General features: G+C 71.7%; 19 protein-coding genes. 12 read left to right on the top strand and 7 right to left on the bottom strand.

The window, feature by feature from the left end; genetic code table 11:
- Positions 1-99: 99 nt before the first annotated feature.
- Positions 100-1,170 (bottom strand): sigma 54-interacting transcriptional regulator, encoded by a 1,071-nt coding sequence (locus tag CAP_RS07150; protein WP_081864642.1) that lies wholly within the window; start codon positions 1,168-1,170, stop codon positions 100-102.
- A gap of 165 nt (positions 1,171-1,335) precedes the next feature.
- Here CAP_RS07150 and CAP_RS56075 point away from each other — a divergent pair, with 165 nt between their 5' ends.
- Both CAP_RS56075 and CAP_RS07155 read left to right on the top strand, forming a co-directional pair.
- Positions 1,336-1,530, top strand: a complete 195-nt coding sequence (locus CAP_RS56075; RefSeq protein WP_231511203.1) for an MGMT family protein — start codon at positions 1,336-1,338, stop codon at positions 1,528-1,530.
- A complete protein-coding gene (locus CAP_RS07155; protein ID WP_044237683.1) occupies positions 1,527-2,252 on the top strand; it encodes a 2OG-Fe(II) oxygenase in 726 nt (241 codons plus the stop codon). Before CAP_RS56075 ends, CAP_RS07155 begins: the two co-directional genes overlap by 4 nt.
- 31 nt (positions 2,253-2,283) lie before the next feature.
- Here CAP_RS07155 and CAP_RS07160 read toward each other — a convergent pair whose 3' ends face one another.
- Both CAP_RS07160 and CAP_RS07165 read right to left on the bottom strand, forming a co-directional pair.
- Positions 2,284-2,871 carry a hypothetical protein gene (locus CAP_RS07160; RefSeq protein ID WP_197041052.1) on the bottom strand — a complete coding sequence of 196 codons (588 nt, stop codon included), beginning with the start codon at positions 2,869-2,871 and terminating at the stop codon, positions 2,284-2,286.
- Positions 2,872-2,918: 47 nt separating this feature from the next.
- Entirely contained in the window at positions 2,919-3,221 is a 303-nt protein-coding gene (locus CAP_RS07165) for a hypothetical protein (RefSeq protein WP_044237688.1), read from the bottom strand.
- 718 nt (positions 3,222-3,939) lie between these two features.
- Between CAP_RS07165 and CAP_RS07170 the strand changes: the two genes are divergently transcribed.
- On the top strand, positions 3,940-4,377 hold the full coding sequence (locus CAP_RS07170; RefSeq protein ID WP_044237690.1) for a hypothetical protein: 438 nt from the start codon (positions 3,940-3,942) through the stop codon (positions 4,375-4,377).
- A gap of 105 nt (positions 4,378-4,482) precedes the next feature.
- Positions 4,483-5,073: a hypothetical protein gene (locus CAP_RS07175; protein ID WP_044237692.1), complete on the top strand. Its 591-nt coding sequence runs from the start codon at positions 4,483-4,485 to the stop codon at positions 5,071-5,073.
- A 9-nt stretch (positions 5,074-5,082) separates the two neighbouring features.
- Here the strand turns inward: CAP_RS07175 and CAP_RS07180 are convergent, their stop codons facing one another.
- Positions 5,083-5,625: an inorganic diphosphatase gene (locus CAP_RS07180; protein WP_044237695.1), complete on the bottom strand. Its 543-nt coding sequence runs from the start codon at positions 5,623-5,625 to the stop codon at positions 5,083-5,085.
- Positions 5,626-5,791: 166 nt separating this feature from the next.
- On the opposite strand from CAP_RS07180, the gene kamD reads away from it, so the two are divergent.
- Both kamD and kamE read left to right on the top strand, forming a co-directional pair.
- Complete coding sequence (kamD, locus tag CAP_RS07185) at positions 5,792-7,351, top strand: lysine 5,6-aminomutase subunit alpha (RefSeq protein WP_044237697.1); 1,560 nt, start codon at positions 5,792-5,794, stop codon at positions 7,349-7,351.
- Positions 7,348-8,145 carry a lysine 5,6-aminomutase subunit beta gene (gene kamE, locus CAP_RS07190; RefSeq protein WP_081864643.1) on the top strand — a complete coding sequence of 266 codons (798 nt, stop codon included), beginning with the start codon at positions 7,348-7,350 and terminating at the stop codon, positions 8,143-8,145. Before kamD ends, kamE begins: the two co-directional genes overlap by 4 nt.
- Positions 8,146-8,160: 15 nt before the next feature.
- Here the strand turns inward: kamE and CAP_RS52025 are convergent, their stop codons facing one another.
- On the bottom strand, positions 8,161-8,397 hold the full coding sequence (locus CAP_RS52025; protein ID WP_044237699.1) for an RCC1 domain-containing protein: 237 nt from the start codon (positions 8,395-8,397) through the stop codon (positions 8,161-8,163).
- A gap of 82 nt (positions 8,398-8,479) precedes the next feature.
- The gene (locus tag CAP_RS53375; protein WP_052374393.1) at positions 8,480-9,463 is read right to left on the bottom strand and encodes a DnaJ domain-containing protein; all 984 of its coding nucleotides are present in this window, start codon (positions 9,461-9,463) and stop codon (positions 8,480-8,482) included.
- A gap of 131 nt (positions 9,464-9,594) precedes the next feature.
- Between CAP_RS53375 and CAP_RS07205 the strand changes: the two genes are divergently transcribed.
- The 6 genes from CAP_RS07205 to CAP_RS07230 all read left to right on the top strand — a co-directional run bounded on the left by CAP_RS07205 (position 9,595) and on the right by CAP_RS07230 (position 17,404).
- Positions 9,595-11,160 (top strand): hypothetical protein, encoded by a 1,566-nt coding sequence (locus tag CAP_RS07205; RefSeq protein WP_044237702.1) that lies wholly within the window; start codon positions 9,595-9,597, stop codon positions 11,158-11,160.
- A gap of 79 nt (positions 11,161-11,239) precedes the next feature.
- Positions 11,240-12,085 (top strand): SDR family NAD(P)-dependent oxidoreductase, encoded by an 846-nt coding sequence (locus CAP_RS07210; RefSeq protein WP_044237706.1) that lies wholly within the window; start codon positions 11,240-11,242, stop codon positions 12,083-12,085.
- Between the two features lie 205 nt (positions 12,086-12,290).
- Positions 12,291-14,156, top strand: a complete 1,866-nt coding sequence (locus tag CAP_RS49980; RefSeq protein ID WP_044237708.1) for a hypothetical protein — start codon at positions 12,291-12,293, stop codon at positions 14,154-14,156.
- 10 nt (positions 14,157-14,166) lie between these two features.
- A complete protein-coding gene (locus CAP_RS07220; RefSeq protein ID WP_156040567.1) occupies positions 14,167-15,399 on the top strand; it encodes a hypothetical protein in 1,233 nt (410 codons plus the stop codon).
- A 341-nt stretch (positions 15,400-15,740) separates the two neighbouring features.
- On the top strand, positions 15,741-16,667 hold the full coding sequence (gene cyoE, locus CAP_RS07225) for a heme o synthase (RefSeq protein ID WP_081864647.1): 927 nt from the start codon (positions 15,741-15,743) through the stop codon (positions 16,665-16,667).
- Positions 16,668-16,687: 20 nt separating this feature from the next.
- Positions 16,688-17,404, top strand: coding sequence for an SCO family protein (locus tag CAP_RS07230; RefSeq protein WP_044237710.1), 717 nt, complete (start codon positions 16,688-16,690; stop codon positions 17,402-17,404).
- Between the two features lie 16 nt (positions 17,405-17,420).
- Here CAP_RS07230 and CAP_RS07235 read toward each other — a convergent pair whose 3' ends face one another.
- Positions 17,421-21,719, bottom strand: coding sequence for a sigma-54-dependent Fis family transcriptional regulator (locus tag CAP_RS07235; RefSeq protein ID WP_044237712.1), 4,299 nt, complete (start codon positions 21,717-21,719; stop codon positions 17,421-17,423).
- Positions 21,720-21,792 lie beyond the last annotated feature (73 nt).

Raw genomic sequence — 21,792 nt, forward strand, 5'->3', positions numbered from 1 at the left:
AAAACCGCAGCGTCGACGGTCCTCTTCGCACTGCCCGTGCCAGTGCCGATCGCCGCGAAAATCCACGGACGGCGTGTCCGGACCGCGTCAAGTTTCCAGTCAACCCTTCAAGATGCTTTGAAGCCACGCCGTGGCCGGGGCGAGCGCCTGCCGCGTCTCCTGGAACGCGCGCTGCAGCGGCTCGCTCCCCCCGAGCTCCCTAGGCTTGATGCCGAGGCGCTGCAGCCGGTGGTAGATGGCCTGCTGCGACAGGCGCAGGCGCTGTGACAGCTCCCGCACGTCCCCCGCATCCCGTGCCAGGGCGAGGAAGACCAGCGCATCCAGCCGTTCGAGCAGCGGCCCCACATCCCCTGGCGACGCCGTCCTCGTGCCCTGCCGGTGCTGCTGCTGCAGCGCCACCCGGCAGTTCTCCGCTGCCCCCCGTTCCCCGTCTCGCAGCAGCAGGTAACGCTCAATGGTCCCCCGCAGCTCCCGGGCACCTCCCCGCCACGCACACGCTGCCAGCCGCTCCGACAGCTCCTCGATCTCCGTCGCGTGTAACTGGTAACCCTCCCGCGTCACGATCTCCGTGGCCTGCGTCCGCGCGATCATCCGCACGTCCTCCGGCTCCAGCGGCGGGATGAAGATGGTGATCACACTCAGCCGGAAGAACAGATCCTCGCGAAACCCCCCATCCAGCATCCGCGATAGATCCCGGTTCGTCGCCGCCAGGATCCGCACGTTCGCGGACTTCTCTGCCGTCGCGCCCACCGGCCAGAACGTCCCCCGCGAGAGAAACCGCAAGAGCTTCGCCTGCGCCTCCAGCGGCAGCTCCCCGATCTCGTCGAGGAACAGCGTCCCCCCGTCCGCCAGCTCCACCAGCCCCGCCTTGGTGCTGACCGCGCTGGTGTAGGCCCCCTTCTGGTGCCCGAACAGCTCACTCTCCAGCAGCGAGGGCGACAGCGCCGCGCAGTTGACGGCCACGAACGCCCGATCCGCGCGCTTGCTATGATCGTGGAGGTCCTCCGCGAGCACGTCCTTGCCCACACCTGTCGAACCGATGATCAACACCGGGCATGACGCCGCCGCCACGCGCTGCGCCAGCCATAGCGCCTGCCGCCTCCCTTCCGATTGAACTTGAAATGCCCACGGGCGTTCTAGAACGCGCTCCCGAGATGTCCCACCGGCCATTGCATCTCCATTGATCCCGGGTGAGTCAGGATCCTAACGTTGTTCCATTCATGGAGCATCGCCACGGTCTCCCCTCCTGACAGGGAATGTCCATCGGCACGGCCGCGCGTCGACCTTCGACATTCAAGAGCAAGAAGCGGAGTGCAGCCTCCTCCGCGCGGCGGCATGGTGTGCTCAGGAACGCGGCATGATTCACCGCCAGAGCGTTCCCGGGAGATCCCCCTGCGAACCCGACCGCAGCAAGCCCTCGCCGTCGCCAGCCCCTGCCATCGCGTCGTGCGTACGGGCGGCGCCCTCTCCGGCTACCGCTGGGGCGTCGCCCGCAAGCGCACCCTCCTCGACCGCGAGGCTTCCCGGTGAGCACCGCCCTGCTGCCTGATCTCCGCGCCCGCATCGCCGCCCTGGACTGGGAAGCCCTCGGCGCCTCCCTCGACGCCCACGGCTGCGCCGTGGTGAGCGGCCTGCTCCCGGCGGACGCCTGCGCTGCGCTCGCCGCCACCTACCCCGACAACGCCCTCTTCCGCAGCCACATCCACATGCAGCGCCACGGCTTCGGCCGCGGCGAGTACAAGTACTTCGCCCACCCCTTGCCTCCGCTCGTCGCCACCCTCCGCGACGCCCTCTACCCGCCCCTCGCCGCCGTGGCCAACCGCTGGAGCGCCGCGCTGCGCCTTGACGTGCAGTACCCGCCCGACCACGCCGCCTTCCTGGCCCGCTGTCACGAAGCCGGCCAGGTGAGGCCCACCCCGCTCCTGCTCACCTACGGCCCTGACGATTACAACTGCCTCCACCAGGACCTCTACGGCGAGCACGTCTTCCCCCTGCAGGTCGCCATTCTCCTCTCCGACCCGGGCCGCGACTTCACCGGCGGAGAATTCGTGCTGACCGAGCAGCGCCCCCGCATGCAATCGCGCGTCGAGGTGGTGCCGCTGGGCCAAGGCGACGGCGTGATCTTCCCGGTGCACCACCGCCCGATGCAGGGAACCCGCGGCATTTACCGGGTGACCATGCGCCACGGCGTGAGCCGCCTCCGCTCCGGCAAGCGCCACACGCTCGGGGTGATCTTCCACGACGCCACGTGAGGCTCACGGAGACCTCCAGCCACCCCTGACCCTAGCGATCGACAGGCGCGCCCGGACCTTCCTCGTCGAAGACCGGCTCGGCCTCGCGTGACAGCTCGGCCCCCGTCCTGGCGTCGAGCACTATCCCCACCCAGCCCCCCGGCGGATCCATCTCTGCCAGCATGTGCAACTCCTGGTCACGCGCCTCGCGCAGGAGGATCCCGTCCACCGCCACGTCACGCGCGACCCAGCAGGGGGCGAGCTGGCCATCGATCGCGTGCACGTCGGTCCAGCCGAGCACCAGCAGGACCTCCGCATTCCCTCCGCCCACGGCAGGCACGGAGACGAGCGCCAGGTGCCCGAAGAGCGACGGCACGGCGATCCTCGCGCGCGCAGCTCCCGTCCCCAGGTCGAGCACGTACACCGCGTCTCCACCCCCGAGCGCGACCACGCCAGCGCTCTCCCACACCAGCTCCTCCCGGAACGGGACGTGCGAGGCCTCGCCGAAGTCGATGCCCACGCGCCACAGCACCTCGTCTCCGCGTCTGAGCACGTAGATCGCGCCTTGCTCGCCTCCAGCGCCCAGCCAGGGCACGGGGTGCGGCCACTCGGAGAATTCCAGACGCTCGACAGAGTGCACTGCGCTCCCTCTTTCGAGGCGATGGGACCGCGCGTCCAACCGCGCGTCTAGCGGAGTGCCTCGGAGGTGCTGTTGGCCACGATGGATTGCTTGAGCCACCGCTGCAGGGTGCGCAGGTCGGTGCAGGTGTCGATCTGCGCGCTTTCGTCGGCGCTCGGCGGCAACTGGCGGCCGGCGAGCACGTTGTGGAGCGCCGAGCGAGCCTCTTCGAGCCGAGCCCCTTGGATAAGCTCCTGCTTCACCTTCTCCAGCCGGATCTCGGGAGGATCGACCCAGACCACAGCGCCATGGGTGACGCGCTCGGTCTCCTCGGCGAACGTCTGCTTGGCGAAGCGGTCGGCCTGTCCCATTGCGGTGGGGAGGGATTCGCAATGCGTCGTTGAATGCGCCAGACGCGAATGTCGACTGTAAAAGAACGTTGTTGAATTCGTCATTCGTAATGAGCGCATGACCTCGCGCGCATTGCGCGCTGGCCGCCTCCCATCACGAGCCACCCTTTGCCCACATGGCCGCACGTAGAGCGACCAGGTCGGAGAGTGCTCCTCCTCCAGCGCACCTACGCTCCCCAGCCTACATGAGTCTACGCTCATCTACATGAGTCTGAGCCCATGGCCAGCGCTCCGGCCCTCGGTGTGGCGTCTTCTGGGACTCGACCTCGTGTCGTGTGGGACTCGACCTCGTGTCCTGCGGGACTCGACCTCGTGTCGTGTGGGACTCGACCTCGTGTCGTGTGGGACTCGACCTCGTGTCGTGTGGGACTCGACCTCGTGTCCTGTGGGACTCGACCTTTACGTTTGCTGCCTTGCCCTTGGACGGAGCCGCTTCGCCTCGGGGCCCCACCACTCCGCGCGCTACCCGAGCTTTTCAGGGGCCATGCCGCTTCTGGCCCGACGCACGTCGCCTCCGGAAGTGGGCAAAGGTGGCGGCGATGACGATGGCCTGATCGCCTGAACCAGGCCCGGGTTCCGGTGAGGGCGTCGCCAGTGCGTGACGCTCCTCCCGGGCCGGGTGGCCCGAGGAACGGGACGGGTGCGGTAGCATGGCCGTCTTGGCGGAGACGGCGCATCCATGAAGCAGGGGGGGGCCCACGTTACGGTCGTGCTCGTCGCGGCGATGGCGCTGGGGTGCCGCGGTCGCCCTCCCGCAGCGGCCAATGTCCTTCTCGATCGGCCCGCGGAGGCAGCGGCGCCTGCGCAGGTGCTTCCTCCGGCGGAGGCGGCGCCAGCGTCGGCGCTTCCTGCTGTCGCGGCGCGCTGTGACGGAGCCCTGGGCCGCCCGGAGCTGACGGGGCCCGCGCTCTCGCAGGCGGAGCGTGGGGTCTCCCTCGACAACGTGCGCGCGTGGATTGCCTGGCTGACGCAGCCGGCGCTGCGCGGGCGTGGGGCGGGCACGGTGGAGGGCGGCCAGGTCGCTCAGGTGCTGGCCGGGTACTTCGCGTCAATGCCTCGGGCGTGGCGGCGCTCCTGGAGATTGCGCGCATCGCACGGCCTTCCGGGGTGCGGGTGATGTTCGTCGCGTTCGGCGCGGGCCGATCTCGCGATGGCGCCGCGTCCCCGTGCGGGGGCCTCGGTGTGGTTGCCGTGAAGGGGCTGCCGTGGGAGAACCCGGCCCATGATGCGCTTTTTCTCGGCGGGATTCGGTGGGCTGGGTGGCGTGGGGCGGTGCGGGCTCTCGCTCGCGTGCGCGATCGGCGCGGCGTGCGCGATCGGCGGGCTCGGGGCCTGCGCCCAGTCGTCGGGGGGACCGGCGGACGGGCAGTCCACGGTGGAGCTGCCGGTGCAGACGCCGCCGCCGGGGAACGGATCGGGGGCGCAGAACCCGACGGGAGGGGCGACTCCGCCGGGGCAGGTGACGCCGAACACCCAGCCGCCGGGGCAGCAGGGGGATCCGGCGCTGGTCGGGACGTGGAAGTCGGCGTCGTGCGGGGATCGCACCTACGAGCGGACCCTCACCTTCGGGGCGGACGGGACGTTTCAGGCCTCGGATCGGATCTCGCCTTGCCCGCCGCGAGCGCAGTGCGTGTGGTCGGGGATCGTGGACCGGAACGGGAGCTACGTGCGCTCGGGGAACACCATCACCCTGCGCGTGGAGGGGACGCCGGGGAAGCAGGGCAAGCCGCTGCCGGAGACGCTGACCGTCGATCCGACCACCTCGGCGCCCACGGAGCAGGGGAGCAGCGGGCCCTGCGTGTACACGCGCTGAGGCCCCGAATCAGCCCTTGGACCAGCCGCTCATGGAGCGGTAGGTGGCGATGGACTCTTCGATGACTTCGAGGGCGCGGGTGCGGTCGTAGATGCGGTCGACCTCGGAGAGCTTGTTTTCGAGCATCTTGTAGTCGGCGAAGAAGCGCATCAGCTCCTTGGCGATGTGGGGGGGGAGCTCGGTGTGGTCGCGGTAGTGGGACACGGCGGGGTCGTCGATGGCGACGGCGATGATCTTGTCGTCGACGCCCTTGTCGTCGACCATCGAGAAGCCGCCGATGGCGCGGGCGCGCACGATGGTCAGCGGGATGACGGGCTCCTGCATCAGCACCAGCACGTCGAGCGGGTCGCCGTCGCCGGCGTGGGTCTGGGGGATGAAGCCGTAGTTCGCGGGGTAGTGGACCGAGCTGTAGAGGACCCGGTCGAGCATCAGCAGGCCGGTCTTCTTGTCGAGCTCGTACTTGCTCTTCGAGCCCTTCGAGATCTCGATGACGGCGGGGAAGAACTCGTCGCGGCGGGGGGGGAGCTGGATGTCATGCAAAGGGTGCGTCATTGCACCCCTCACCATAGGGGACGCAGGCGCGAGCGGCTAGAGCGGCCAGAGCGGCTTCGACACAGTGCGGCAAATGACGGACGGACGTAGCGGAGGTGCTTGCGGGTCAAGGGGTTCCGTGGCGGGGGAGGGTGGAGTAGAACCCTGGTTTCTTCGGAGAAACACGATGGCCAGGGTTCCGGTCGATCAAGCCAAGGTGGATGCCTGCCGCGCGTATGCGGCGGATGTCGCCAACGACGTGCAGCACTTCATCGATCGCCACACCACGGTGGGGGTGGAGCGGACGGTGGCGCGCGCGTACGGGGTGGATGGCGCGGACGGCGAGGGGACGCCGCTCGCGAACGTGCTGGTGGACCGGATCCACCGGGCAGGGCATGCGGGGTGGGGGGTCTCGTACTTCCTCGGCAGGGCGCTCGCGGAGGGGGCGGGGTCGATCCAGGAGGCGGCGGAGTCGCTCGCGTACAGCGAGGCGGCGGACGTGGAGCCGGGCCGGGTGAGCGGCGCGGAGGCGCGGGCGGCGCTCAAGGAGGCGACGGCGGCGGCGATCGCGCGGATCGACGAGGCGCGGGACCAGCGGGAGGCGTTCAAGGCGCGGTTCACGCCGGCGCCGCTGCCGCTCAAGTACGTCATCGTGGCGACGGGGAACATCTACGACGATGCCCTCCAGGCGAAGGCGGCGCGGTATGCGGGGGCGGACATCGTGGCGGTGATCCGGGCGACGGCGCAGTCGCTGCTGGATTACGTGCCGGAGGGGCCGACCACGGAGGGGTTCGGGGGGACGTACGCGACGCAGGAGAACTTCCGGATCATCCGGCGGGCGGCGGACGAGATCTCGGCGGAGACGGGGAATTACCTGGCGCAGACCAACTACTCGTCGGGGCTGTGCATGAGCGAGATCGCGTGGATGGCGGCGGTCGAGCGGCTCGACATGCTCCTCAACGACGCGATGTACGGGATCCTGTTCCGCGACATCAACATGCAGCGGACGTTCGTGGATCAGTACTTCTCGCGGCGGATCGTGGCGCGGAGCGGGATCGTCATCAACACCGGGGAGGACAATTACCTGACCACGGCGGACGCGGTGGAGAAGGCGCACACGGTGCTGGCCTCGCAGTTCATCAACGAGGCGTTCGCGAAGCGGGCGGGGCTCCGGGAGGAGCAGATGGGGCTCGGGCACGCCTTCGAGATCAACCCCTGGCTGGAGGACAGCTTCCTCTTCGAGGTGTCGCAGGCGCAGCTCGTGCGGCAGATCTTCGACAGGCACCCGGTGAAGTGGATGCCGCCGACGAAGTTCAAGACGGGGGACATCTTCCACAGCCACGTGCACGACGCGATGTTCAACCTGGCGGGGATCATGACGGGGCAGTCCATCGAGCTCTTGGGGATGTTCAGCGAGGCGGTGCACACGCCGCTGCTCATGGACCGGTATCTGTCGCTGAAGAGCGCGAAGTACATCTTCGGGGCGGCGCGGCACCTCGGGGACGAGATCGGCCAGTGGAAGCCGGGGGGGATCGTGGAGTCGCGGGCGGTGGAGGTGCTCGACCGCGCGCACGAGCTGCTCGAAGAGGTGCAGCGGGAGACGATCTGGGACGCGATCGGACGGGGGGCGTTCGGCGACGTGAAGCGGACGCGGACCGGGGGGAAGGGCTACCGCGGGGTGGTGGCGCGGCACGAGGCGTACGTGAACCCGATCCTCGACGCGCTGGAGGGCACGGAGGCGCCATGACGGAGCAGAGATACCTGAGGGCGTACGGGGACCGTGACGGCGACGGCATGGTGCAGATGTCGTTCACGCTGGGGATCCTCCCGGGAGACCGGGCGCGGGAGGCGGCGAAGCGGTTCGCGGAGGCGCACGGGCTGCGGGATCCGCTGGTGACGGCGATGGAGCAGGTGAGCCGGGAGTACACCTACTTCGTGGTGTACGGGCACTCGCCGCACATCGTCGACATGTCGGACATCCACGTGGAGGAGCTGGCGGCGCAGCCGCTGACGCGCGAGGACGTGGAGGCGCAGGGCAAGAAGCTCGGGCGGAAGATCGTGGTGGTGGGGGCGTGCACCGGGAGCGACGCGCACACGGTCGGGATCGACGCGATCCTGAACTACAAGGGGTTCGCGGGGGAGAAGGGGCTGGAGAGCTACAAGTGCTTCGACACCCACAACCTCGGGGCGCAGGTGGAGAACGAGGAGCTGTGCGAGAAGGCGAAGGCGCTCGGGGCTGACGCGATCCTGGTGTCGCAGGTGATCACCCAGAGGAACTGCCACAAGGAGAACTCGGCGGCGCTCGTGGAGATGGTGAAGGCGCAGGGCTTCCGGGAGCGGGTGATGCTGCTGCTCGGGGGCCCGCGGATCACCCACGGCCTCGCGGTGGAGCTGGGGTTCGACGCGGGGTTCGGGCCAGGGACGAAGCCGAACACGGTGGCGTCGTACCTGATGGAGCACTACGTGGGGCGGAGCTATCCGGCCGGTAGCGCGGGCGGCGCGGGCGGCGCGGGCGGCGCGGTGGCGAAGGGCGAGCCGTAGAAGCGCGCGGCGGGATCACCAGGAAGCTGAGTAGAGCTTCACGGTGGGGAGGGCGTCGCCCATCTCTCCGTCGTCGTCGCCCTGGTCCGGGGTGTTCCCGAGGCCGAGCTGGCCGTCGTGGTTGTAGCCCCAGCACTTGACGGTGCCGTCGTGGAGGAGGGCACAGGTGTGAAGCTCGCCGGCGAGGGCGTCGACAGGGCGCCGTCCGCGCGGCTGGTCGCGAACATCGCTCCAGGGATCCGAGCAGGTCAAGCAGGGCGCAGGAGGGCGATGCGGCGCGGGGGCCGTGGTGAGGGCGTCTCCGGGGGCGCGCGCTCGTCGAACGCTGGACCGATCAGGCGACGAGCAGGTGGTAGGCGGCGGAGAGTTCGGCGAAGCGGGCGGTGGTGTCGGGGGCGGTGGCGCGATCGGGATGGAGACGCGCGGCCATGCGGCGAAAGGCGCGGCGGACGTCGGTCTCGGAGGCGCCTTCGGGGAGGCCGAGGAGGTGCAAGGCGTGACGCTTGCGATCGTCGGCGAGGGAGGTGAGGGAGCTGGGGGAGGTGCGGCCGCCGCGGGGCGGGGCGCTGGAGCCGGAGGAGGAAGAGGCGCGGGCGCCGTGAGGGGCTTGCGAGGAGGGGCCACGCGAGGAGGGGCCGTGGGAAGAGAAGCCTGGCGAGGAAGGGCCACGCGACGACGCGTTCTGCGAGGCGAAGCCTGGCGAGGAAGGGCTCTGCGCGGAGGGGCCGCGCGACGAGGTACCGGTGGAGGAGGGGTTCGGAGGGGGCGCCGAGGCGCCGGAAGGGCGCACGGACCAGGTGGGGCCGGGGCGGCGGCGGTCGCGGGCGCGGGCGCGGCCGTGGAGGAAGTCGGTGGGTTCGAGGGGGCCGACGCGGCGGAGGGATTCGGCGAGCGGGCGCGCGGTGTGGAAGCAGATGGAGGCTTCGTCGATGGCGAAGAGGGCTTCGAGGCGGGCGCGGAGCTGGGCGCGGAGGGTGCGCTCGAGATCGTCTTCGGTGATGAGGCCGGAGGCGAGGAGCTGCTCGCCGGTGAGGCGGCCGACGCGCGCGGCGGTGGCGGCGGCGAGGCGGGCGACGCCGGAGGAGAGCAGGACGCCGCGGCGTTCGAGCAACTCGCCGAGGCGGAGCGAGGGGATGGGCGTCTCGACGGCCGTGACGAGGCCTCCGTGGAGCTGGATGCGGTGCTGGCGGCCAGGGACGGTGGTGCCGGCAGGGGTCCACAGCTCGCAGAGGTCGAGCAGGCCGGTGGTCCGCTCACGGTGCAGTGCGCCGAGCAGGTCGCCCAGAGTGGACGTGGACAGGCGGCTGGGCAGTTGCATCGATCTCGCGGGTACCATCGGGGTGGCGCGAGGGACAAAGAACCGGCGGCTGGCAGGGCTCTGGCGCGGCTCCGGCGTGAGTGGACGAGGCTGCGCGCCGGGAGAGGGGAGGAGTCGCGTATAGTCTTGCCATGGGTGATCGCGTCAGGGGGCTGCGTGGGGTGGTGCTCGGGGCCTTGGTGGTGGCCTCGGCGGCGCTGTTCGGGGCCTGCGCGAACGGGGGGCAGGCGCTGCCCGGCGGGGGCGAGAACACCAACCCGATCTGCCTGCTGAACAACTGCGCGACGGACCTGGAGTGCGGGGCGTGCGGTCAGAGGAAGCGGAGCTGCCTCGTGGAAGAGGGGCGGTGCGTGGCGTGCGATCCGGACCTGGGGGTGGGGTGCGCGGAGGGGGAGGTGTGCTCGCGGTTCGGGGCGTGCGTGGCGTCCGGCGCGGAGTGTCCCGCGGATGAGCGGGGGCAGCCGCTGATCACGTGCCTGAACGACATGGACTGCGCGGCGTGCGATCCGCTGCACCAGGTCTGCGATCCGGAGACCTCGATGTGCGTGGCCTGCTTGCCCGGAAACACGCAGGCGTGCCAGACGACGGAGAGCTGCGTGAGCGGGATGTGTCGCGCGGCGTGCCCGGCGGCGTGCACGGAGGACTCGGAGTGCGGGGGGTGCCTGTCCGGGGAGCACGCGGCGACGGTGTGCAACGCGGGGCGCTGCGCGGAGTGCTCGGAGACGGTGCCCTGCGCGACGGGGCAGGGGTGCACGCCGCAGGGGATCTGCGTGAGCCTGTGCGGGACCGACGGGAGCGGGGCGTGCTCGGACGGGGTGGAGTGCGCGGGCTGCTTCGAGGGGGAGACGGGGTTCGTGTGCCACGGCGGGGCAGGGGTGTGCGGGCCCGACGCGATGGGCTGCGGGGAGCTGGGGACGACGGCGGCGGCGCTGCCCGAGCCGTGGGACGCGGTGGTGAAGGCGTGCACGACGGGGGCCGACTGCGCGGGGCTCAACGTGAAGCTCGAGCTCGGGCAGATGCTGCGGGAGCTGTCGGGGGTGCAGGAGGTGGGGGACGCGGACTACGGGTACGCGATGAAGTCCTGCGCGTCGGTGACGGTGAGCGAGGCGTCGTGCGGGGTGTGCGTGCCGTGTCAGGTGGACGCGGACTGCGCGCCGATCGACGCGGATGTGGTGGGGGCGCAGCTCTTCGGGGAGCCGGAGAGCGTGGAGGCGTCGCTCCTGGCGGACCGGGTGTTCGGGGCGAGCCCGCACCTGGTCTACATGTTCTGCGAGACGAGCGGCCCGGGTTACGGGGTCTGCAGCGTGTGCCCGGGGTTCATGAACGACTGCCGGGGCAGCGGGGGCGCGGGGTGCGCGCACGACGTGTGCGAGGAGGGGGAGGCGCTCACGGTGGGCTGCGATCCGTGCGCGGAGGCGGTGTGCGCGGCGGACAGCTACTGCTGCACGACGGAGTGGGACGCGCTCTGCATGGACCTGGTGGCGGAGGAGTGCCCGGAGGTGGGGGCGTGCGAGGGGGGGGCGATGGACTGCGCGCACGACGAGTGCGAGGAGGGGCCGGAGGAGATGCCGCTCGCATCCGGGTGCTCGCCGTGCGTCGACGCGGTCTGCGCGCAGGATGCGTTCTGCTGCCAGTCCGACTGGGATGACCTGTGCGTGGAGAAGGTCGACCTGTACTGCGACGAGCCCTGCCCCTGACGGGGCTTGTGGGGCGGGGGGGGCGGTGCCAAAGGAAGGCGTCGGAGCAGGGGCGCCGGGTGCCTCGGTGGAGGTCAGGATGGGTTTGCTGGACGGGAAGGTCGCGATCATCACGGGAGCCGGGGGCGGGATCGGGCGGGCGGAGGCGCTGCTGTTCGCGCGGGAGGGGGCGCGGGTCGTGGTGAACGACGTGGGGGGAGCCCGCGATGGGGTGGGCTCGGACGACGCGCCAGCCCGCAAGGTGGTGGAGGAGATCCGGGCGGCCGGTGGGGAGGCTGTGGCGAGCTTCGATTCGGTGGCGAGCCCGGAGGGGGCGGTGCGGATCGTGGGGGCCGCGGTGGAGGCGTTCGGTCGGGTCGATGTGCTGGTGAACAACGCCGGCATCCTGCGCGACAAGACGCTGCTGAAGACGGACGTGGCGCTGTGGGACGCGGTGGTGGACGTGCACCTGAAGGGGACGTTCCTGTGCACGCAGGCGGCCGCGCGGCAGATGGTGTCGCAGGGGGGCGGGGGGCGGATCGTGAACACCACGAGCGTGTCGGGGATGCTCGGCAACTTCGGTCAGTCGAACTACGCGGCGGCGAAGGCCGGGATCTACGGGCTGACGCGGACCGCGGCGATCGAGCTGCAGAAGCAGCGGATCACGGTGAACGCGATCGCGCCGATCGCGAAGACGCGGATGACGGAGGACCTGCCCATGTTCCAGTCGGCAGGAGACACGATGACGCCCGAGCACGTGGCGCCGGCGGCGCTGTTCCTGGGATCGGACCTGTGCGCCGACCGGACGGGGCACGTGCTCGCGGTGGCCGGGTCGCAGATGTACGCTTACAAAGTCGTGCAGACACACGGGAAGTTCAAGGACGAGGGGGCGGTGTGGACCGCCCAGGAGATCGCCGAGAACTGGGACGCCATCATCAAGGTGTGACCGGGGCAGGGGAGCGCCGCCCGCGTGGGAGTGGGGGGGCCGGGCTCTTCCTTGATGGACGCGGTGGATCGGGGTTGTGTCCGGTGTGGTCGCGGCGCGGTGGGCGTGCGCTTGGGGCGTTGCTGCACGGATCCCCCGATGCTAGGTTCCTGACAGCCTGGGACTTCCTGCGACGGTCCAGGGTGCGAGAGAGCTCCAACACGGCATGGCACGCGACGCCCATATCCCGCTCGCTCTCTGGGTCTCCGTGGCGATCCTGGCGCACATGGCGGGTGGCGGGGGCGCGGTGCAGGTGGCGCAGACCATCGAGGATCGGAACGAGTGGCGCCGGATGGTGTTCTCGCTCCGCGATGGGTTGAGGCACCCGGACACGACGTTCGAGGTGCTCACGGAGCTGTCGCCCACGCCGGAGCTGCCGCCGCCGCCCAGCGAGATGAACGAGAAGGCGGAGGCCGATGCCGAGGATCCGGACGCACCGCCGGATCCCGATGCGCTGCCCGATCCGAAGGCGAAGCCCGATCCGAAGGCGAAGCCGCCCGAGAAGAAGGAGCCGCCGAAGCCGGAGCCTCCCAAGAAGGAGGAGCCGAAGAAGGAAGAGCCCAAGAAGGAGCCGCCGAAGCCGCCGCCGCCCGCGCTGCCGCCGCTCGCGCCGCCGCCTCCGCCCCCGATGGCTGCGCAGCCACCTCCGCCTCCGCCTCCCGAGCAGAAGCAGGAAGCGGCGCCGCAGAAGCCGCCCGAGCCGATCGAGATCGACAAGCGGATCGCGGTGAGCCAGCACGTCGAGAAGGAGCAGGAGGACAACCCGAGCGCGAGCCGGATCGCGGATCAGGCGAACAAGGTCGCCGAGGAGACGATGGCGCAGATCCGGTCGAAGGATCAGGACGATCCGACGCCCACGCCAGGGCAGTCCGCGCCAGGCCCGAAGGACAAGGAAGGCGACGGCGACGAGGAGAAGAGCGCTCAGAGCGAGGACAAGGCCGGCGACGAGAAGAAGGCGCCGGGCGAGGCGGCAACGGATAGCCGCAGCGCCGAGCACCACAACCCGGTGAAGGAGTCGCCCTCGGCGTCGCCGGTCCCCGCGCAGAAGGAAGGTCCGCCGCCGAGCGCACCGGCGTCCGTCGCGGGTGGGCCGAAAGGGGCGGCCGGTCCGAAGGCTCCCCAGGCCGGGCAGGAGGCCGAGAAGGGATCGCTCGGCGGCGCGGGGCCCGCGTCTCCCGAGGCGATGACCGCAGACAAGGGCGGCTACGCGCTCGACCCCGCGAACCCGGGCGGTGACGGGAAGAGCCGCAAGGCCGGGAGGCGGCGGAAGCCGAAGCCGTACCAGCCGCCGGTGAAGGTGGGGTCGATCGGGCTCGGGTCTCCCGGGGCGCCTGGTGGGCCGAACCTGAACCTGAGCATGGCGGGCGTGGAAGCGGCGGTGGGGCACGAGCAGCTCAAGAAGGAGCGCGCGGGCGAGGGGGCGGCGCGCCGCAGCAAGCACCGCGGTTCGTGGGAGACGAACAAGTGGGATCGCTGGAAGGCGGCCATCGAGAACTACGATCCGACCGTGAAGCTCGGGAACCAGACGTCGCTGAACGCGGCGCGGGTGCCCTTCGCGACGTACATCAACCGGATCCACAACCGCCTCCACCCGATCTTCGCCGAGGAGTTCCTGGCGTCACTCGACGACCTGTCGAAGTCGCACGCCTTCAACAACCCGAACCTGGCGACGCACATCGAGATCGTGCTGTCGAAGGACACCGGCCGGATCGTGCGGCTCGGCGTCACGACGACGAGCGGGATGACGGCGTTCGACATCGTGGCGTTGAACTCCGTGCACCGCGCGTCACCGTTCGGCGAGGCGCCAGACGCGATCGTGAGCCCCGACGGCAACGTGTACTTGCACTGGGAGTTCCACCGCGATCCCTACGATGCCTGCTCCACGCGCAACGCGCGGCCGTACCTCCTGAAGGGCGGCGCGACGCAGCCGGCCACGCCCGACGCAGTACCGACCAAGAAACCGTCTGGAAGCGCGTCCGGGGACGAGCGTGGCGGCCCTGTCCCGGGGCCGCTGGTGCCGCTCCAGCGCTGAGAGCCCGTTGATGATGATGGCGGCGACGCCCGATCCCCCTCCGCCCGGCGAGACCAGCGACGACACGACAGGTGAGCGGCGGGAGGTGCTCGCCGCGCTGCCCGTCCTCCGGTTCCTGTGGCTGCTCGCGGTGCTGGGCGCGCTGGCGACGCTGGTCGGCCGGATGATCGCGCCCTCGGTCGCGGGCGTGACCGTGGGCATCGAGGGGCTGGTGCTCGCCCTCGATCGGGCGGGTGGGACGCTGAGCCAGCTCTTCGCGCTGTTCTCGGTGGTGAGCGCGGTGTCGCTGGTGTTCATGGTGGTGCAGACGCCCGCCCCCGTGGCGCTGCGGGTCTTCGCGGTGGTGGCGACGTCGCTCGCGGTGGTGGAGGTGATCGTCGCCTCGGGGCGGGAGCGGGTGCCGGATCTGATGGCGCTCACGAGCGGCGGGGTGACGGCGTCGCTGTCGCTGCTGGCGGCGTGGGACGCGCGGCGGTCGGTGTTCTCGCGGCAAGCGGGGCTGGTGCTGGGCCTCGCGGGGACCGGGGCGCTGCTCCGGGTGGTGGCGGCGCTCGTCGCAGACAGCGCGGTGAGCGGGGCGTCGCTGGCCATCGGGAGCATCGCGCGGGGGATCGCGACCGGGGCATTCGCGTTCGATGGGCTGGCGGCGCTGACGGCCGTGGCTGGGCTCCGGAAGCGCAGCGAGGCGGGCGGCAGCGGGGGCGGCGGCGGGGCGGGCAGCGGGGAGCCACCCCAGCAGCTCTTCAGCCCGCTCATCCTGCTCGCGCTGGCCCTTGCGTTCGTGGTGACGCGGTACGCCGCAGGGGCAGGAAGCAGCGAGGCGCATCCCGTGGAGCTGCTCCTGTTCCGGGCGCTGGAGCGGCTGAGCGTGCGTCCGGTGCCGGCGGCGCCGGTGGGGGCGCAGCACTTCGTGGCGGCGCTGTCGATCGTGGTGGCGCTCCTCGCGCTCGCCGCGCGGAGGCCGACGCCAGCGCTCTCGGCCGTGGTGGCGCTGGCGATGCTGGGGCGGGGGATGGTGGGGGCGCCCCTCGGGTCGATGTCGCTGGCGCTGGCATCGCTCGGGGTCGTGCTGGCGGCGCGCGACGAGCGAGGGCTGTGGGCCGCGCTGCTCGGGAGCCAGGCGCGTCGGGCGCCCGCAGGAGGAGCAGGGCAAGGCATTCGGGGGCAAGGCGCTCCGGAGCAAGGCGTTCGGGGGCAAGGCGCTCCGGGGCGCGCAGAGGTGCGCGAGGAGCCTCCGCAGTAGCCCTTGCAACGCGGTGAGGCGTGCTGCGGCTGCCCGCCGGCGCGAGCACTGCGCGAGCACTGCGCGAGCACTCCGCGAGCACTCCGCGAGCACTCGGGCAGCTCGAAGCGCGGCGTGGCGAGTCGCCGCAGGTCTGTCGTGAGCGCCGTGGCGGCTCGCCGCAGCCGCGGCAATTCGCCGCGCGCCAGGGTGTGGGCTGGTGGACGGACCGGGGTGGGTCGCCCGTCCTGAATGCGGTTTTCAAGCGGGATCCTTGTGTAAAGTTGCTCCCCTGCGCATGCGCGCCGCGCTAGGCTCCGCCCGCGATGTCGACAGCGCCTGTTGTCACTTCTTCCTCTGCGATGAACGACGCGGTCCCCGGTGACGAGGACCCGCGCGCGCCCCTGGGATTCTCGCCCGCCGCGTTGCCGGAGATGGTGAGCCTGACCAAGCCTCGCGTCACCGTGATGGTGGTGGCGACGATGCTCGGCGGCATGTGGGTCGCGAGCCGGTTCTTGCGCGAGGCTTCCGGTGAGGTGCCGGGGGCAGGACAGCTCGCGCTCGCGCTGCTCGGGACCGTGCTGGTGGTGAGCGCCGCGAACGCGCTGAACATGTACATCGAGCGCGACACGGATCGGTTGATGGCGCGGACGCGGAACCGGCCGCTGGCAGCGCGAAGGCTCGCGCCCGAGGTGGCGCTGTGGTTCGGGATCGCGCTGTCGGTGGTGTCGGTGCCGCTGCTCTTCGTGGCCGTGAACGCGGCGACGGGGGCGCTCGCCGCGCTGGCGCTGGTGAGCTACGTGCTCGTGTACACGCCCCTCAAGCGCCGGACGTCGCTGGCGCTCCCGATCGGCGCGGTGCCGGGCGCGATCCCCGCGCTCCTCGGCTGGACGGCGGTGACGGGTCGGCTCGACGTCCCCGGGATGCTGATCTTCGGGGTGATGTTCCTCTGGCAGATCCCGCACTTCCTCGCGATCGCCACCTTCCGCTGCGAGGATTACCGCCACGCGGGGATGCGGGTCTTGCCCGTCGAGAAGGGCGACCGGACGACGCGGATCCACATCGTGGTGTACACGGCGCTGCTGGTGATGGTGTCGGCGCTGCTGTCGCAGTTCGGGGTGGCGGGGCCGGTGTACCTCGGCGCGGCGCTGGCGCTCGGGGCCGGCTTCTTCGCGCTCGGGGCCGCAGGGCTGCGCGCGAGCGCGGGGCTCGGCTGGGCGCGGCGGCTGTTCTTCGGATCGATGGTGTACCTGGTGCTCCTGTTCGCGGCGCTGATGGCAGGGTTCTAGGACCAGACCAAGGAGGAGCGATGTCCGACAGCAGCGAGCCCGCGGGCGTGACCGAGGACGCGTCGAAGCGCGAGGCTTCAGCGAGCGCCGAGGCGCCGCGCGCGCCTCGGGGAGAGCGCAGGAATTGGCTGGTGCTGATGCGCCGGATCCTCTGGGTGGGGGTGCTGATCGCGCTGGCGGCCGTCGCGTTCGGGTACCTGAGGCCGCGCCCGGCGACGGTGACCGAGAACGAGGTCCGCTTCCCGCTCCCGCCGTTCACGCTGACGGACTCGCGGGGGATGCCCTTCGGCCTCGAACAGCTCCGCGGCAAGGTGTGGGTCGCGGATTTCGTGTTCACGACCTGCCCCACGGTGTGCCCCAAGCTGACGCAGCGGATGGTGGAGCTGCAGCAGAAGACGCAGAGCCGGGGAGATGCGTTCCACCTGGTGACCTTCACGGTGGACCCCGAGAACGACACCCCCGAGGTGCTGGCGCGTTACGCGGCGGCGAACGGGGCCGTGCCGGATCGGTGGACGTTCCTCACCGGGCCGCTGAAGGAGATCGAGACGACGGTGGTGAACGGGTTCAAGGTCGCCATGGGGCGCACGGATCCGGGCGGGGGGCTGATGAGCATCTTCCACGGGGAGCGGCTGGTGCTCGTGGATAGGGAGGGGACGATCCGCGGGTACTACCACGCGGACGACGAGGGGATGGCGAAGCTCCTGCGCGATCTCGACGCGATGTTCGCCACGTCCTGAGCGCGCGCCGCATGGTTCAGAAGGTGATGGCGAGGCGCTTCATCATCTTCTGGAGGCCGAAGCGGGAGAGGCCGAGGAGCTTCGCCGCCTGGGTCTGGTTGTTGCGGGTGCGGGTGAGCGCGTCGCGGACCAGCTCGGCTTCGAGGGCGTCGACGCGCTCGCGGACGTTGAGGCCGAGGTTGCGTGCCTCGGGGCTGCTCCGCTGGGTGAGATCGGGCGAGAGGTGCTCGAGATCGATGGCACCGTCCGAGAGGACGAGGGCGCGGCGGATCTCGTTCTCGAGCTGGCGGATGTTGCCGGGCCACGGGTAGGCGGCGAGCCGATCCATGGCGGCGCGGCTGACGCGCTCACGGCCGGCGCCGTGCTTGCGGAGGAAGTACTGGACGAGGAGGGGGACGTCACCCGTGCGCTCGCGCAGGGGAGGGATGCGCACGGCGATGATGTTGAGGCGGTAGAAGAGGTCCTCGCGGAACGTGCGGGCGCGGACCATCGCTTCGAGGTCGCGGTGGGTGGCGGCGATGACCCGGACGTCAACCTTGCGGGCGCGCTCGGAGCCGAGGGGTCGCACCAGGCCGTCCTCGAGGACGCGGAGGAGCTTGGTCTGCATGGGCAGGCCCATCTCGCCGATCTCGTCGAGGAAGAGCGTGCCGCGATCGGCGGCCTCGAAGAGCCCGGGGCGGGGCCTGTCGGCGCCGGTGAAGGCGCCGCGGACGTGGCCGAAGAGGGCCGATTCGAGGAGGGTGTCGGGGATGGCGCCGCAGTTCTCGCTGACGAAGGGGTGCGCCTTGCGGGGGCCGTTGTCGTGGATGGCGCGGGCGACGAGCTCCTTGCCGCTGCCGGACTCGCCTGCGAGGAGGACAGGGACGGCTGCGGCGGCGACGCGATCGACGATGCGGAGCATGGCGACGACGGGCTCGCTCTCGCCGATGATGGCGCCGTAAGGGTGGCGGGTGCCGCGGGAGCCGCGGGTCTCGGCGAGCTGGCGCACGGCGATGTCGAGCGCAACCTCCTGGCGCGCGAGGGCTTCGGCGAGGCGGGCAGAGGCGCGCTCGGCGCGGCGGGCGGCGCGGCGGAGGAGGACCTGGTCGCGCGCGTCGGCGATGGCGAGGGCCGCGAGCGAGGCGATGGTGCGGGCCCAGCGGAGTTCGTCGGGGCCGAAGGCGCCGCGGCGCACGCGGTCGTCGAGGTAGACCACGCCAAGGGCCTCGCCCCGGGCGACGAGGGGGACGGCGAGGACGCTGCGGAGCTTCAGGGCGTGGACGCTGTGATGGACGCTGGACAGCTCGCCAGCAGCGTCGACGGCGACGACCGGCTCGCCAGCGTCGAGGGCGCGGTGAGCGAGGGTCTGGGAGAGCGAGAGCTGCTCGGGACCAAGGTCGTGGCGGGCGAGGTTCCTCGCAGCGCGGGGGCGGAGCTTGCCGTTCGGGGCCTTGAGGAGGAGGAGGCCGCGCTCGACGCCGGTCCAGAGGACGAGGGCGTCGACGACGCGGTTGAGGAGAGGACCGAGGCGATCGCGATCGCCGAGGGCCCCGACGAGCGCCGCGAGATCCCGGGCCTGCTCGGGCCTCAGGCCTTCCTCGGGGGCTGCACGGGCGCGGGCGACCCAGGCAAGGGCGCGCGCGGCTTCCGCAAGGGCAGGGGAGGGGACGGCGAAGAGCGCGTCACGGCCCGCGGCAGAGGCGCGCGTGGTGCGGTGGAGCAGATCGCGGGCGACCTCGGAGAGGGCCGTGAGGAGGCGGCGGGCTTGCTCGGAGGCGCCGAGGTGGGCGGCGAGATCGAGGCCAGCGGCGAGGGCAGGTCCGCGCGCCGCGATGGGGGCGCGGGCGCCGGAGAGGGCGAGGAGGGAGCCGAGGATGGCGTCGCTGCGCTCGGCGGAGGGGTGGTGAGGCGCGTGGTGGGCGTGGAACGCGCGCGCTCCCCACCACTCGAGCCGCGCGGCGGGGCTCGTGGCAGCCTCACCGGTGGCGAGGAGATCGAGGGCCTCGATCCGCCTGGGATCCAGGGCGTCAGGGTGGTGGCGGAGCAGGCGCGCGGAGGCCTGCAGGGCGTCGTCGCCTCCAGCATCCCGGAGCAGCGCCGCGGCCTGCTCGGCGGCGTGCGCGCTGGCCTGGGCGTCGGCGGCCGTGGCGGTCTCGGGTCCGGATCCGCCGCGCGGGGAGACGTCCGCGATGGCCCAGAAGGCGTAGGCCTCGGCGTGCACGTCGCCGGCGTCGCGGGCGCGGGCGATGGCCTCGCGTGCAAACCGGGTGGTCTCGTGGGCCATGCCCGCGGTGGCGTACGCCGCGGCGCACGCGAGCAAGGCGCGCGCTGCCTGCGCGGGTCTGCCGAGGTGCTCCCAGAGGAGCGCGGCGCGGGTGGAGGTGGCGATGGCCTCGCCGAGCTCGCCGAGATCCACGGCCGATGCCGCCTCGCCCGTACGGTAGGTGGCCTCCTCGACGACGGCGCCCGCGCGCACCGCGAAGTCGGCGGCCTCGGCGAAGGCCCGGCACGCGCCCTCGGGGTCGCGGCCATGCAGCACGTACCCGCGGAGCCCCGCGGCGCGCGCCCGCTCCTCGGCCGTGACGGCGAGGGCCTGCGCACGCGAGACCTCGTCGAGCGCGCGGGGAGCATCGGCGCGCCGGGCCGCACAGAGGGCGCGGATCTCGCAGCAGGGCGCCGTGAGGATGCCGCTGACCAGGGCCTCCGCGTCGTCGAGGCGGCCCTCGTCGATGCGGAGCCTGGCGAGGGTGGCCCTGGCGTATCCCCCGGGATCGGCGCCCCCTTCGAGCGCCGCTTCCGCGCGCGTGGCAGCGAGAGGGCGATCGCCGGAGCGGCGCAGGATCTCCGCGGTCAGCGCGGCCGTGGCGGGGCTCGCGGTCGCTTCGTCCCGGAGCACGAGACTGCGGGCGCGGCCGACCTCCCCGAGGCGGCGGAGGGCGTCGGCGGCCGCGAGGAGGAGGGCCGGGGGCGCAGCCGGAGACCGTTCGATGTGCTCCAGCGCGAGCGGCTCGGGGGGAATGCGCGCGACGGCGAGGGCGAGCGTCGCAGCCGTGGCGGCGTCGAGGGGACCTGGAGAGCCGGACCAGGGGCGGGGGACAGGACGCGCGCTGTCACCATCGAGCGCGGCCGTCTCCACGTCGGCGAGGGTCCATGCGCGCGGCGGGAGACGCCGCGCGAGCGTATCGAGAGCCGCCGCGAGGGAACGCTCCGGGAGCTGGGCGAGCGCGCCGAGGGGCCAGCCGGCAGCGCTCGGTCCCACGAGCATGGTCAGCCAGCGCGCGATCCCGTGGACGTCGAGGGGAGGCAGGATCGGCGTGCTCGCCGCCTCGCCGCTCACGAGCTGGTGAGCACGTTGCATCATCCGGAGGACCTCGCCGAGCCAGGGAGCGGCGTCGTCGTGGGCGCCGGACGCCTGCGCGAGATCATTGCTCCGCAGCCTCAGGTAGGTCGCGCGCACGCGGCGGGCGTCACGCTGCTGCCGTTCTTGCTCGGTGGCGACGAGGAGATCGCCCTGCGAGGCCCCTCCCTCTGGCGTGCCGCTCACGCCGCTCACGCCGCTCACGCCGCTCACGCTAGGCGTCCCGCGGGCCACCTCCGTCACCCAGGCTGCCGAGGGGCGCGCCGCCGGATCGGGCGAGAGCAGTGCGCGGCAGATGGCCTGCAAGCGAGCCCCTTCGATGGGGGCCTCGAGCGCTCCGAGGCCACCAGGGAACAGCGCCTCTCTGCGCGCGGCCTGGACGGGATCTTCGGACGCTGCGACGTCGGGAGAGACGGTCTCCGCGAGCAGCACGCCGAGCGCCAGCAGGTCGCGGGCGCGCGCGTCACCGAGGTGAGGATCTGCGCGTGCGAGGTAACGCAGCGTCGCCCCCTCCACGGTGGTCTGATGAAGGGGGCATGCGAGCCCGAGATCGATGACGTGGACGCGATCCTGGGGGGTGACGATCACGTTCTCGGGCTTGAGGTCCCCATGCGCGAGGCCCACGGCATGCAGATCTCCGAGGGCCTCTCCCACGTCGCGGGCGACGAGCAGGGCCAGCGAGACCCGGGTTGCTGCCGGCTCCTGGGCGCGCTCCCTGAGCGACGTCCCCTCCACCCAGCGCAGCGCCAGGTAGGCGCGCCCGTCCTCGGGCATCCGGCCCACATCGAGGAGCTCCGGCAGCCTGGGAGACAGGGCCAGCGCCGCGTGCATCGCCTCCCGGGCAAGCACCTCGCCCACCCCTGCTTCGCGGGCGATCTTGAGTGCACACCGCTCGCCAGAGGGCTCGTGGGTGGCTTGCCACACATCTGCCGATCCGCCCGCGCCAGCCCTGGCGTGCAGGACGAAGGGGTATGTCAACCCTGGTGACAGATGCTGAGGAGACTGCACCCCTACCATGGTCGACAGGACACGGAGTTCTGTCAACTTGGTT

Source organism: Chondromyces apiculatus DSM 436 (assembly GCF_000601485.1).
Lineage (GTDB): Bacteria > Myxococcota_A > Polyangia > Polyangiales > Polyangiaceae > Chondromyces > Chondromyces apiculatus.